The organism is Vibrio sp. NH-7 (genome assembly GCF_053643215.1).
Map to the genome: position 1 here is coordinate 1,610,696 of NZ_CM132187.1, position 13,618 is coordinate 1,624,313.

10 protein-coding genes are annotated in these 13,618 nt (G+C 47.9%); all 10 read left to right on the forward strand.

Annotation, left to right across the window (positions count from 1 at the left end):
• Positions 1-3: 3 nt before the first annotated feature.
• On the forward strand, positions 4-2,328 hold the full coding sequence (locus ACUALS_RS07465) for a response regulator (RefSeq protein WP_454448056.1): 2,325 nt from the start codon (positions 4-6) through the stop codon (positions 2,326-2,328).
• A 19-nt stretch (positions 2,329-2,347) separates the two neighbouring features.
• Positions 2,348-3,817 carry a sigma-54-dependent transcriptional regulator gene (locus tag ACUALS_RS07470; RefSeq protein ID WP_454448057.1) on the forward strand — a complete coding sequence of 490 codons (1,470 nt, stop codon included), beginning with the start codon at positions 2,348-2,350 and terminating at the stop codon, positions 3,815-3,817.
• Entirely contained in the window at positions 3,795-4,814 is a 1,020-nt protein-coding gene (locus ACUALS_RS07475) for a glycosyltransferase family 4 protein (RefSeq protein ID WP_454448058.1), read from the forward strand. Before ACUALS_RS07470 ends, ACUALS_RS07475 begins: the two co-directional genes overlap by 23 nt.
• A 147-nt stretch (positions 4,815-4,961) precedes the next feature.
• The gene (locus ACUALS_RS07480; protein ID WP_454448059.1) at positions 4,962-6,170 is read left to right on the forward strand and encodes a glycosyltransferase; all 1,209 of its coding nucleotides are present in this window, start codon (positions 4,962-4,964) and stop codon (positions 6,168-6,170) included.
• The gene (locus ACUALS_RS07485) at positions 6,163-7,335 is read left to right on the forward strand and encodes a glycosyltransferase family 4 protein (protein ID WP_454448060.1); all 1,173 of its coding nucleotides are present in this window, start codon (positions 6,163-6,165) and stop codon (positions 7,333-7,335) included. The genes ACUALS_RS07480 and ACUALS_RS07485 overlap by 8 nt, the downstream gene beginning before the upstream one ends.
• Positions 7,336-7,345: 10 nt before the next feature.
• Complete coding sequence (locus tag ACUALS_RS07490; RefSeq protein WP_454448061.1) at positions 7,346-8,767, forward strand: lipopolysaccharide biosynthesis protein; 1,422 nt, start codon at positions 7,346-7,348, stop codon at positions 8,765-8,767.
• A 13-nt stretch (positions 8,768-8,780) separates the two neighbouring features.
• Complete coding sequence (locus tag ACUALS_RS07495; protein ID WP_454448062.1) at positions 8,781-10,166, forward strand: O-antigen ligase family protein; 1,386 nt, start codon at positions 8,781-8,783, stop codon at positions 10,164-10,166.
• Positions 10,167-10,256: 90 nt separating this feature from the next.
• The gene (locus ACUALS_RS07500; protein ID WP_454448063.1) at positions 10,257-10,979 is read left to right on the forward strand and encodes an acyltransferase; all 723 of its coding nucleotides are present in this window, start codon (positions 10,257-10,259) and stop codon (positions 10,977-10,979) included.
• A 1-nt stretch (position 10,980) separates the two neighbouring features.
• Entirely contained in the window at positions 10,981-12,096 is a 1,116-nt protein-coding gene (locus tag ACUALS_RS07505; RefSeq protein ID WP_454448064.1) for a glycosyltransferase family 1 protein, read from the forward strand.
• Positions 12,093-13,517 (forward strand): GumC family protein, encoded by a 1,425-nt coding sequence (locus tag ACUALS_RS07510; RefSeq protein ID WP_454448065.1) that lies wholly within the window; start codon positions 12,093-12,095, stop codon positions 13,515-13,517. Before ACUALS_RS07505 ends, ACUALS_RS07510 begins: the two co-directional genes overlap by 4 nt.
• Positions 13,518-13,618 lie beyond the last annotated feature (101 nt).

Genomic DNA, 13,618 nt, shown 5'->3' on the forward strand with positions numbered 1-13,618 from the left:
GTTATGTCTATACGCACCAAAACCATCCTCGGCATCGCAGTGATTGAAATTGCACTTCTTATGGTCCTGACCTTCTACGCCATGAGTTTCTTGTCGCAATCAAACGAAAAACAGTTGATACAGCGCGCAAATGGAGCCGCGACCATGTTCAGCCATGCCGCGAAAAATGCAGTATTGTCCACTGACCTCGCGACGCTTAATGATCTCATTGATGAATTTATTCAACTTGAAGATGTGGCTTATGTCAGAGTGCTGCGAAATGGTGCAGAAATGGCGTGCGCTGGCGACAAAGATCTGCTGGCACGCCAGATGATTGAAGACAGCACTTTGAGTGGCGTGTCGGACGGAATTTTTGATGTTCGAGTCCCGATCAGTGTTGGAGCAACGGAATTCGCGACGGTCGACATCGGCTTTGAGACTGCGCCAATTAGTGCCATGTTGAGTGAGGCCAAACAAGCCATCATCGCCATTGCATCGATAGAAGTGGTGCTGGTGGCGCTCTTTTCATTTGTTTTAGGTACCTACTTAACGCGCAGTTTGACCCGCTTAGCAACGGCTGCCCACACACTTGGCCAAAGTGGACCGGGTTTCCAAATAAACGATCAACGCCCTGACGAACTGGGTGATGTGGCACGCGCTTTTGATAGCATGTCCGCCAAACTCGAGAAAGACTACATCGACCTCAACACCGCCAGAGCTGACGCGGAACAAGCGAGCAGCTCAAAAAGTCGTTTTCTCGCTTCAATGTCCCATGAAATTCGGACGCCCATGAACGGGGTGCTTGGCATTCTCAATATCCTCGAAGAGACAAACCTGACCAAAGAACAGCAAAAACTCGTCAACACGGCCACCGAGTCTGGCCACTTTTTGCTCTCTGTCATTAACGATATTCTCGACTTCACCCGCATGGAGTCTAATACGCTGATCCTCGAGAACCGCCCTTTTGACTTACATCGCTGCATTACCAGTGTTACAGACAGTTTCTACCCGACAGCGCGAGCTCAAGGATTGGTGCTGCACTGCTACATTGAACCGTCCGTTCCCGTGATGGTGCTTGGAGACAAAAACCGAGTAAAACAGATCTTACTTAACCTAATTGGAAACGCCGTCAAATTTACCCATGAAGGCAGTATTCGCATCCATGTAAGCAGCACCGTTAGCGAAGGCACCCATGCCACCATCAAGTGTGAAATTTCTGATACCGGAATCGGCATCAGCAAAAATGCCATCGATTATCTCTTCGACGAGTTCACCATGGTTGACCAGAGCTACTCTCGAAGCAAAGAAGGGTCAGGGCTTGGCTTAGCGATATGTAAAAGACTCTGTAATCTGATGGATGGGGACGTCAACGTACAGAGCGAACCCGATGTCGGCAGTACCTTCGCTTTCACCATCCAGCTAGAGCTCGCCGATGAAGAGTCCAGCACCAGCGAAAGCAACGAGAACACTAAAACGGCGGTACGAGATGATCTAGCCATCTTGGTTGCAGAAGACAACAAGGCCAACCAACTGGTAATTAAAGAGATGTTCAAACGGTTGAATCTAAAGATAGACATTGCCGAAAATGGGCACCAAGCCGTCAATCAAGTGAAACAATACAACTATGATTTGATTTTCATGGACATCTCCATGCCCGAAATGGATGGTATACAAGCTTGCCAAGCCATTCGAGCCATGCCAGATGCTCGCAGTGCCAGTACACCGATCATCGCCCTGACAGCGCACTCCCTCGCGGGCGACAAAGAAAAATTTTTGGCATGCGGCATGGACGATTACATTTCCAAACCCCTTCGCTTGTCACAACTTGTTGAAAAAATTGACCTATTTACCAATAAATCGATCACAAAGGCTACGCAAGCTAGCGAAGATACGTCTATAGTAAATATGCAACAGGACGTAACACTAACGGATGAAACATCAATGCCAAACATAGATACTCATCCTATCGAGAAGGACACTATTAATTTGGAACTCGTCGACGAAGCAATACTCCAGCAGATGATCGAAGACACCAGTGCGGATGTCATTCCTCTTCTGATCGACCACTATTTGGAAGAGTCCCACCAGCGTCTCGAAAAAATCTACCTTGCGATGGACAACAAAGACAAGGAAACGCTCGAGTTTGAAGCGCACACACTAGGCAGTTCTTCGCTTGCGCTCGGTAATAGAACGCTGTCGAATCTCGCACGGAAAATTGAGCACCAATGCTTAGATGGGCAGTGCCAACTTGCTTTCGAGCTAAAAGAAGAACTGCAGCAAGTGGCCAATGACTCACTCGAAGCCCTAGAACAACGAAAAAAGAAAGGATTCACTGAATCCACGAAATAAGGTGGCGAAGGATTTAACCATGAAACCAAAAGTATTACTTATTGAAGACTCAACGTCGCTCGCTATTTTGTACAAGCAGTACATCAAAGATGAACCCTATGACCTGTTCCATGTTGAAACGGGTCGCGAAGCCATCGCCTTTATTGAACGAAATGTTCCTCAGCTCGTTATTCTCGATCTTAAGCTGCCAGACATGGATGGCGAAGACATCTTGGATTGGATCAACGAACAGCAAATCCCAACTTCCGTGATTGTCGCTACCGCACATGGTTCAGTAAATGTCGCCGTTAGCCTAGTGCAAAAAGGGGCGAAAGACTTCCTTGAAAAACCCATCAATGCAGACCGCCTGAAGACTTCCATCAACCTTCATTTGCAACAAGTGAAACTCGAGCACTTGGTGGAAGATATAGAAACGAAATTTGACCGAAACCGTTTCCACGGCTTTATCGGTTCCAGTTTGCCGATGCAAGGTGTTTACAAAATTATCGACTCGGTCGCACCGACCACCGCGAGTGTTTTCATCGTTGGTGAAAGTGGCACAGGTAAAGAGGTGTGCGCGGAAGCCATTCACAAAGAGAGCAAACGATCAGACAAACCGTTCGTTGCAATTAACTGCGGGGCGATCCCGAAAGATCTGATGGAAAGTGAAATTTTCGGCCATGTAAAAGGCGCATTCACGGGCGCAACGACAGACCGAAAAGGCGCAGCATCACAAGCCCACGGCGGTACGTTATTTTTAGACGAGCTTTGCGAAATGGATTTGGAGATGCAGAAGAAGTTACTGCGTTTTCTTCAAACTGGGACGTTTACGCCACTGGGTGGTAGTCGAGAGGTCAAAGTCGATGTCCGCATCATTTGCGCCACCAACCGAGAGCCCTTAGTTGAAGTTGAAGAAGGACGCTTTCGTGAAGACCTCTATTACCGAGTCCATGTCGTCCCTGTCGACATGCCACCACTGCGCGAACGCGGTAACGACATTGTCACGCTCGCTAACCATTTCTTGAAGCTGTACGCTAAAGAAGATGGCAAACAATTTAGAGCAATCAATCGCGATGCGGAAACCTTGCTCAAACGTTACCGTTGGCCAGGCAATGTTAGGCAACTGCAGAACATCATCCGCAATATTGTGGTATTAAATGATGATACCAAGCTCACGGTTGATCATTTACCACAGCAGGTTCGCCAATCCACAGCCGCTAAAAATAACAGAACTGCGCCACCACCGACGCCACACTCTGTTGAAGCGTCCCCTGCTGAACCGATCATCGATGAAATAGAGAGCACGTATACCCCATCGCAAGCTGCAGACAATCCGCCAACGCATATTCGTCCAATGTGGCAGATTGAACGAGAAGCCATTCAACAAGCCATTGATTATTGCGATGGCAATGTTCTCAATGCAGCAGTTCTTTTGGAGTTAAGCCCATCGACGGTTTACCGCAAGAAGCAAGCATGGGAAGCGGAAGATGAGCAACAATACACCGACTAGTGTTTGGTTGATTATCGACAGCTTAACCTTTGGCGGGATCGAGAGTCACGTTATCGAGCTCGCCAAAGGTCTGAAACATTTCGATGTCGATGTCAAAGTTTGGTTAGTCCGCGCATATCAACAACCCTCACCTTTGTATGACAAACTAGCAGCACTCGATATTCCATGTGACTATTTAACCAATCAAAAGGGGAAAGCGTTCGCGAACCTGTTGAAGTTGGTTAAACGTCATCGCCCTAACGTTCTCCACGCTCACGGCTACAAAGCGAGTTTGCTGTGTAAACTCACTAAACTGTTCACTGGAATCCGCCAAATCTCCACTTATCATGCAGGGGAAACGCCTACCGGTTGGGTAAAACTCTATGACCTTATCGATCGATACTCTGCAATGATTTCATCGACCTCCATTGCCGTCAGTGCGCCTATCAGCGATAAGCTTCCTGTTACCGCAAAGCGATTTAACAACTTTATTGATACTGGTGCCGTTACTCCCTCATCAGGAAAGCAGACCGCGTTTGTTGGTCGACTAAGTCATGAAAAAGCCGCCGATCGCTTTGTCAGGCTTGCTCAGTCTCTTCCTCAGTGCCAATTTGATATTTATGGCACTGGCCCTGACGAAAGCAAGCTGCAACAAATCGCGCCGCCAAACCTCACGTTTCATGGGCACCAAACCAATATGAACGCCGTTTGGGAGCAGATTGATGTCCTCATTATCTGTTCTCGATTTGAAGGGCTACCAATGACGGCACTAGAAGCAATGGCGCGAGGAATCATTGTCATGGCAGTGAACGTTGGCAGTTTGGACACTCTGCTCAATCATCAGCAAAACGGCTACCTGTTTGATGACTTTGACCAATTGTCCGAGTTTTATCACCACTGGATTGAACTCCCCTCCCCAGATAGCGAATCTATTCGACAAAATGCCAAACAAACCGTTCAAGACGCTTTCTCTCAACAAGCGGTCATCCCGCAACTTTTAGACGCCTACCAAAGCTGAGTGCTATCAATCTGATTTTCATTTTGAAAATGGGTCATCAAAGAAATAATAATCCACTATTAATCAACAACTTAAATTAAATCACAACTTGGCACCTAACTTGCTCTTTCCTTATAACGTTCAAGTTTGGAACAGGAAGGACACGTTATGGCGAAGAAAATACTGTTTGTGCATTATGGTGATAATTGGATTCGTGGTAGCGAACGTTGCTTGCTAGATCTGGTGAAATATCTCGACGACCGCCAGTACCACCCATTTATTTGGACCAATAATCAAACCCTGTCTCGACAACTCGACATAATGAACATCGACAACGAGGTTAATCAGTTTCCGTTACTGCTTGGCTGGAAAGCCCCTCGTTTTGATGCTGCAAATTGGCTTAATCTTATCGAATACGGCTGCAAGATCATTGAGCGAGAGTCCATCGACCTTGTTCATGTAAACAGTGCCGCTCCCTGCCAATGGATGATAGCCGCTGCCAAAATCAAGCACATACCGCTTGTCACGCAACTGCATTGCAGCTATATCGCGCGAGACAGATTGACGCTTGGCATCAACGCCAGCCCACATATTATCGCGGTCAGTAAACATGCCGCGCAATCGTTACTCGATGATGGCTATCCGAAATCCAACCTATCCGTCGTGCATAACGGTATCGACACCCAAGCGCTCATTGACCAACCCAACGTCGATGTGCGTAAACAACTCAATATCCCTGACGATGACTTTGTGTTCGCCACCGTTGGCTCTTTGATTCACCGCAAGGGCGTTGACCGAATCATGACTGCGCTGAGACATCTGACGTTGGAATACCCAAATGCCCACCTGGTTGTCATCGGAGATGGCCCACTGCGCAGTAACCTAGAGAACCAAGCAGAGCTACTAAGACTCACACACTGCATTCACTTTGTCGGGGAACAGAGCAATGTGGTCGGTTGGCTAAAAGATTGTGATGCATTCATCAGCGGAGCCCGCAATGAAGCGTTTGGTTTGGTGATCGCTGAAGCATCACTGGCTAACATTCCTGTGATCGCCCCGTACGAAGGAGGCATTCCAGAATTTGTTCGCCATGGTGAAACAGGACTTCTGTACAAGAATGTGGGTATCCGGAGCATGACCAAAGCGATGCGCCTCGTGATAGCAAATCCGAAACTGAGCGCCTACTTGGCGACCAAAGGCTATGAACACATTATCGCTCATCATGACCTTGAAGTGACTTGTCGTGCGATCGAGAAAGTCTACCTAAACCTATGGCAGAACAAACCTGTTCGCTCGATCGGTGTTTTGAGTACCTTTCAGCCACTGAAAGCAGTGATGGCAAGACGTTTTAGTCTATTGGGAGGTCAACATGGATAAGCGCCCCGTAACTCTCATTTATGATCCCATCATGTTCAAAGGCGGCTCTAAAGTCGCCACCAGTGATGCGCTTGCGCAATGTAACCCTCAAACGCAGCGGTTTGTCGTGTTAACCGCAGATAAGCAATACTGGCAAAAAAGTGAATTCCACCAGCTGCATGATGCAAAAATCTGCTCGCTGCCTCTTTGCAAATGGACCTCTCAACATCACAACGGGTTGCTTTACTGGTTTGAGCAACTGATCGCGACCGTTGTTGTTCTTTTTTTTATGGTGCGGTTTTACCAAACCTCGCAACTGCTTGGCGCGTCAGGTCCGGGGATCGACATGCCCCTTTATCTCATCAAGAAGCTGACCGGCAAACGAGTGATTCAGTGGGTTCATGGTAATGTCGGGCTTTCTCGTTCAATCGGTTATTGCCTGGTCAATGCCGATGCGGTCTTTTTCTTGCCTTCAACCAAAAGAAGCATTCAAAACGCCATCGAACAATACTTCTGGTCTAGCTTGAATACCGGTGACGTAGGTGCATTGTCTGAACTTTTCATTCAATCTGAGAACTATTTTGAGACGGTTAACGGCATCACTGAATCACGCTGGCCCAGTCCATGCCAGCGTGACATTCCTGTAGGGTTCTGGGCAGCGTCGCTTTTGAAGTGGAAAGGCGTCGATACCTTAATCGATGCAGTGAAATTGGCTCACACTCTGCATCCGATGCCGTTCAATATTTGCTACATCCAGCCACAAAGCACCAATATGCCTGTCTCAAACGCGCCTGTTGACCTGCCCCACACCCAATGGCATCAAGACCCTATCGACCTAGATGAGATTCGTCGCCAGTCCAACATTTTTGTCTCGACCAGCCACAATGAGCCATTTGGTTTATCGATTCTTGAAGCGCTTGCGGCTGGGATGTGCGTGCTTATCCCCAGTGACAATGCTTATTGGGATCAAGTCCTGACTCATAACGAAAACTGCGTCAAATACCAGCCTAACGATGTTGACTCACTGTGCGATGCTCTTTTGTACGTGTTCAATGATAAGCAAGCAATGCAGCGCTGTTGCCAAAATGGTCTCGATATTGCACAGCAATACAAGGCGTCGGTACGTTACGACACCTTCGCGCGTTACCTATGCCGTCATTCGGCAACTGTCGAACAGCACGCTTAAGGAGGCGGACATGGTGAGCAATCCTCTTAAAAACATGAGCCTTTATGCGGTTAGCCTCTTTTTGATGAAAGGTATCTCGCTGTTTACCCTTCCATTAATGGCGCATTACCTCTCTCCTGTTCAACTCGGTCAGCTTGAGTTTATCGGCATCACAGCAGTCTTTTTTTCAATGGTCATTGGCTTAGCCATGCACGAGAATCTCTACCGTTTCATTGGAACCATTGATTGCCATGACACCCAAAAGCGCAAAGCGAGTGAGCTCTATACCGCAACGCTGCTGATCTCATCTGGCCTTGGGATAGCGTGTTTCACCCTTTACAACCTTATCGGTGCGCCTATTGAGAGCATCAGTGAAAGCCAGTCATTTTTAATCGGTATTGTGCTTTGCTATGAAGCGCCGCTCGCGATTGGGCTTGCTTGGTTGCGCCTTCACAATCAAGCCATGCTGTTTTTCAAACTGTGCGTCACCACCGTTATTGTGCAAGTGGCGTTACTGGTTATGATTTTGTTTTATCGCCCAGACGTAACACTTATTTTCGCTGCAAACGTCATTTGCACACTGGGGCAGTTTTTGTTTTTGCATGTCTACTTGCCGTTTAGCATTCGCCTACCAAGCCGTGAACAACTGCAAAGCTATCTGCGCTATTCCTCTCCTTTAATGCTGTCTGCAATGGTCGCGTTTGCACTAAGCGGCGCAGAGCGTTGGTTTATTGCCGGCTATACAGATCTAGAAACACTTGGCATTTACGCCATCGCAGCAAAGTTTGCCCTAGGTGTGGGCATCATGATTCAACCCTTTCACATGTGGTGGATGCCAAGACGATTTCAGGTACAACAAACACAAGGCAATTTGGCGGTCGCAAAAACCATTCAACAGGGCGCGTTGTTGCTTTGTGTGATTGCTGTGGCTTTATCTTGGGCAAGCCAGTTGTTTATCACGCTCGCGCTGCCAGCAAACTATCATCAAGCAGCGCTATTGGTCGCGATTACTATTTTGATTATGGTGTTCAAAGAGCTTACGGAAATGATCAATATTGGTATTCTCCATGCCAAGCAGACCACCAAATTATTGTCGATTAATCTCGTTGCTATCGTCATCGCGTTTATCGTCGGCGCGCTTACCATTGAACATGGGGTCTACGCCATTTTGGTTGCGCTACTGTGTGGGCAAGTCAGCCGATTCCTGTTTGCACTCATCATGAGTCAGCGGTTGTTGCCACTTCCTTATCATACTGGTGCTACGCTAGGACTGATCGCTTTGAGTTCGCTATTGGTCATCAGTGGCAGTTTCGAACAGCCGCAATCCGTGACCCTATTGATGTTCGTCCTTCAACCGTTAGCACTGATCGCCTACGCGCAGCGCGTCAACTTGATTGACATCAAGCAGGTCCGTAAACAGTTCTCGACCACCGCTGCGGCGGGTGAAAAGTAGGGAGAACATTGCGATGGTGACTGCACATAAGCAAAGAACCGCAATCATTGGCATGACAGTGCTGTGCTTTCTCCTTATTGGCATTTGGAGTTTGGCACCGCACCCTGCTCTCATTGCCGTTCTATGCTTAGTGCCCTTTGGAATCTTGTTCGTGCTCAACCAAACTTTTTGGTTGGTCAGCCTGTTTGTTCTGTTCTCTTTTTTCAGAATTCACGAAGCCTTCCCCGCGCTGTACTCTTTGAAAATCCCGTTGCTACTCTCACTCGGGGCGTTGTCTGCGCTCATGTGGCATACCATTATCAGTCGTCAGGTAAAAACCTACTGGCATCCAAACTTAACCCAACTTGCTGCTTTTTGGTTGCTTGTCATTATTGGGATTGTTTTTGCCTCCAACCCGGGTATTTCGATTGCATTTTTTAAAAATATCTACTGGAAGATCATCGTGATGACTCTCGCAATCGCTTGGTTGGTTGACACGGAAGACGCGGTGAAAAAAATCGCTACACTCATCATCATTTCGGGCATTCTCATCTCTGGGGTCGCGATTTTTAACTCCCTTAACGGGATTGGATTGGTCGAAGGAACGCGTGTCACGATAGGCCGCCATTTAGGCTCGATGCTCGGCGATCCAAATGATCTCTCATTGGTGCTGATGTTCCCGCTGGCGTTTGCCATTTCATTTGCCACCACCAAGAACATTGGCATGGCTAGGCTATTAGGGATTGTTGGGGTGCTTCTCGCCATTTGGGCAGTACTGGCGACTCAAAGTCGTGGCGGATTGCTCGGTTCATTGGCGGTCTTTGGCATGTTCGGACTTAGATTGATAAAGTCAAAAACGTTGCTCATAACACTAGGCGTTGTCGCGGCATCAGCGCTTTTCTTGGCGGCGGGTATTTCTGACAGACAGTCAGGCGGTGCTGCCGAAGAAGGGATTGATGCGTCAGCGATGGGGCGTTTATACGCGTGGGAAGCAGCGTTCAAAATGGCGGTCAGCAATCCGCTAACTGGCGTTGGCCTAGATAACTTTTACGTCAACTACTTCTTCTACAGCCCACATTGGGACGGGTTGAATCACGCTGTACACAGCACTTGGTTTGGTGTCTTAGCTGAAACAGGTTTTTTGGGGCTGCTCGTGTTTATCTGGTTAATCATTGGCTTACTCAAAACCAGCCGGCAAACCATGAAAAGTCTGGACGCAAACCCTGCACTTTTCTCACCACTTTTCGTTGCAACTTCTATGGCGGTTTATGCTGGCATTGTCGGAACCATTGTCTCTGGCACTTTCCTCACCCAAGGCTTCACTTGGCCGATTTATATCTTGGCCGCGCTGTGCATTGCTATCTCTCGCATCACTCAAAATTCAACTCAAAATGAGAAAACCGCTCAAAGCGACAGTTAAGACAGTTTAACTATTTGTAATTGTTCAGGTTATTTTCTGGCACGCTCTGTGTAATAGCTAACTCATAACTCGTAAATTGAGGATGGGCTTATGCTAACGCAACAACTCAACGGATTAAAAATTTGGCTTAAAGAGAGTGACAACCCAACCTCTCGCAAAGTGTTTCTCATTTTGAAAGCGGTCAGAGCGTGCGATCTACCCACCCCAAGGTGGTTCAACGCTGTGATAGCTGCGCTGTATAACCTGTTTAACAGCGTCATAGCCAGCGTCTTGCGAGTATTGATCCATACGCCTGCATTTAAAGGGCGCCTAAGCCAGTATGGTCGAGGTTTGTATCTATTTGGGGGCGTTCCATTTGTTTCTGGTCCTCTCGAAATTTCGATCGGTGATGATTGCCGCATTTCCGGACAAACCACCTTCAGCGGTCGCCCGCAGACTCATCGTCCTCAATTGATCGTTGGCAGCAATGTGGATATCGGCTGGCAAAGCACGTTCGCCGTTGGCCGAAAAATTGAAATTCAAGACAACGTTCGCATTGCGGGTCGCGCTTTTTTCTTTGGCTATTCCGGTCACTCGATGGATGCTGCATTACGAGCGAAAGGCGATGGCGATTTGGAACAAGACATTGGCGACATCGTACTGGAGAAAGACGTATGGATCGGCACCAACGTCACCATCTGCCCCAACGTCACCATTGGCGAAGGTTCCATAATCGGCACGGGAAGCGTTGTGACAAAGGATATACCGCCCTATGTGGTTGCAGTTGGCAACCCTGCAAAAGTCGTTCGTTCACTGGATAAGTCGGAGGTTTAAGATGCGTGATCTTATTGTTTTTGGTGAAGACTTTGGCGGACTGCCTTCTAGCACCCAACACCTCATCACACGTTTGGCCGATGACCGCCGCGTACTCTGGGTCAACTCGATTGGTTTGCGTCAACCAAGATTGAGCAAAAATGACATCGGGAGAGCTTGGAATAAATTGCTCGGTAAAGCGAAGCAAGGTTACCAAACCTCCTCACAGCAACATCCCAACATCCATGTTGCCAATATTAAAACCATACCAGCGCCTTCATCGGCCTTTGCGAGAGCCATAGCGAAACATCTGATGGTCAGCCAACTAAAACCCATCATCAAAATGCTGCAGCTTAAAGATCCGATCCTTTGGACCTCACTACCGACAGCCGCCGATGTGTGTGGACACCTCAACGAGTCAGCGGTGGTCTACTACTGCGGCGATGATTTTACTTCGTTAGCGGGTGTTGATCATGATGTCGTTCGCGAACATGAACTGGACTTAGTCTCTCACGCCAATCTTGTGCTCGCGGCAAGTGACAAGCTATGCCTCAAGTTTCCGCGTGCCAAAACCCATTTTCTGCCCCATGGCGTTGATGTCTCTTTGTTTACCGAGCCGCACCCTCGTGCCCTAGATTTGCCCAGCAGCGGAAAACCTATCGCGGGGTTTTATGGCAGCTTATCGAACTGGCTCGACTACAAAATGCTCGATCAACTATGTAAGCAGCGTACTGATTGGGAGTTTGTTTTTATCGGCCCATTAGAGCTATCGCATAACCCACTACCAGCATTGCCTAATGTGCATTATCTGGGCGTGAAAGCGCATCACGAGCTTCCACACTATAGCCAGCATTGGACAGTCGGTTTACTGCCGTTTCTACTTAACGATCAAATTCGCGCTTGCAGCCCGTTAAAACTCAAAGAGTATCTCGCAGCAGGCTCGGCGGTCATTTCATCACCTTTTCCAGCTGCATATCCGTACCAAAACCAGCTGCAGTTTGCCCAAACTGTCAACGAGTTCAGCACTGCACTCGACCGTGTCCAGCAGCAACCCAGTAAGCAAACCCACATGCATTTCATTGACGAAAGTTGGGACAGCCGAAGTATCGAGTTATCTCGCTTGTTGGAGGCTATATGACCGAGCTTAAATTACGACTGATCGTGTTACTGAATGCGGCGTGGAGACAGCGATACATCATTGTGTTGCCCATCTTGATCTTTCCGTTTGCGGGTTACTTTATTGGCAAAATGGCGCCCGCCAATTATGTCTCACACACCAGTATGTTGATTCAAGAAACCGCAAAAATGAACCCGTTTCTGGAAGATATTGCCGTCTCAACCATGCTTAAAGAGCGACTCAACGCCTTGAGTACTCTGCTGAAAAGTCGCCATGTGTTAACCGCAGTGGCCATTGAGCACCAACTCATCAATGACGCCATGTCGCCGCTTGAAAAGGATCGCGTGATCAACCGCCTTGCCGCCAGTCTAAACGTGACTCAGCCTGGTAAAGACTTTTTGAAAATCACTCTAACCGCGCCACGACCAGACGGTATGAAAGGATTGTTGGAATCAATCAGCGATCACTTTATAGAGCAGCTTCTGGCTCCGGAACGTTCATCGATTAAAGACTCGGCTGAGTTTCTTGCCATCCACATTGAAGAACGTAAAACCGCGTTGGAAAACGCTGAAGTCAAACTGGCAAATTTCAAAAACGAGTTTTCATCCGTCACGCCTGAAATGCAAAGTCAGAGCCTTTCTCGCCTTGCCTCATTGAAACAGAGCTTGGCAGAGAAAGAAGCAGAGCTCGCGGGGGTGAAACGCAGTTTGGGCTCCTTGGATCAACAGCTCTCCCGTACAAACCCCGTCGTCGGTAAAATCGAGGAGCAGATCATCGAAACGCGCAGCGCACTCACCTTGCTGAAAGCAAAGTACACCAATAGCCACAGTGCGGTTCAAGGTAAAGAGCGTGAACTTCGCCGCCTCGAAAGCGAACGAAGCCAACTGATTAATCTCGATCAACCCAGCGTTGACAGTAACCAGCTGTGGGATATCGCGAGTAGTGGCCGTTTGTCCGAACTTGGTGAAGTCCAACCCTTACTGGTGACACAGTTGCACAATTTACAACTCGTACGTAGCCGCTATGAATCGCTCACTGAAGAAACCAAAAGCCTAAGAACCATGATTGAAGAGCTAGAAACGTCAGCCAATCAATTTGGTGACCGCGCAAGAACGCTATATCAACTTGAGCGAGAAGTTAACCTCAAGAGACAGCTGTATGATGAACTGGTTCAACGCTATGAAATGGCGCAGCTTACTGGCTCACTTGGCGTATTCGAGCAAAGTAAGCGAGTTAAGATCATCGACTTACCTTACACACCTAGCCACCCGTCTAATTTACCTGTGATTGTCTTCATCCTTGCTGGTTTAGTCGCAGGGATTGGTTTAGGGGGCGGTGTTGCGACCTTTATTGAGCTTTTCAACTCCTCCATTCGACGAATCGAAGAGATCGAAACCATCACCAAGGCACCGGTACTCACCTATCTACCCAAAATGAAATAGTCCCAATCATTTCGCATTTCATTTTGACCAAATTGAAAAAGAAAGATGAAAAACAATCACAAACCATTGTTTATATGAGAGTTTTTATTTGGCACGACCTA

Excerpts from the sequence above, each read along its gene's own strand:
- ACUALS_RS07470 (WP_454448057.1), top strand. The coding sequence starts at position 2,348 with ATGAAACCAAAAGTATTACTTATTGAAGACTCAACGTCGCTCGCTATT.
- ACUALS_RS07510 (WP_454448065.1), top strand. The coding sequence starts at position 12,093 with ATGACCGAGCTTAAATTACGACTGATCGTGTTACTGAATGCGGCGTGG.
- ACUALS_RS07480 (WP_454448059.1), top strand. The coding sequence starts at position 4,962 with ATGGCGAAGAAAATACTGTTTGTGCATTATGGTGATAATTGGATTCGT.
- ACUALS_RS07500 (WP_454448063.1), top strand. The coding sequence starts at position 10,257 with ATGCTAACGCAACAACTCAACGGATTAAAAATTTGGCTTAAAGAGAGT.
- ACUALS_RS07475 (WP_454448058.1), top strand. The coding sequence starts at position 3,795 with ATGAGCAACAATACACCGACTAGTGTTTGGTTGATTATCGACAGCTTA.
- ACUALS_RS07485 (WP_454448060.1), top strand. The coding sequence starts at position 6,163 with ATGGATAAGCGCCCCGTAACTCTCATTTATGATCCCATCATGTTCAAA.
- ACUALS_RS07505 (WP_454448064.1), top strand. The coding sequence starts at position 10,981 with ATGCGTGATCTTATTGTTTTTGGTGAAGACTTTGGCGGACTGCCTTCT.
- ACUALS_RS07495 (WP_454448062.1), top strand. The coding sequence starts at position 8,781 with ATGGTGACTGCACATAAGCAAAGAACCGCAATCATTGGCATGACAGTG.
- ACUALS_RS07490 (WP_454448061.1), top strand. The coding sequence starts at position 7,346 with ATGGTGAGCAATCCTCTTAAAAACATGAGCCTTTATGCGGTTAGCCTC.
- ACUALS_RS07465 (WP_454448056.1), top strand. The coding sequence starts at position 4 with ATGTCTATACGCACCAAAACCATCCTCGGCATCGCAGTGATTGAAATT.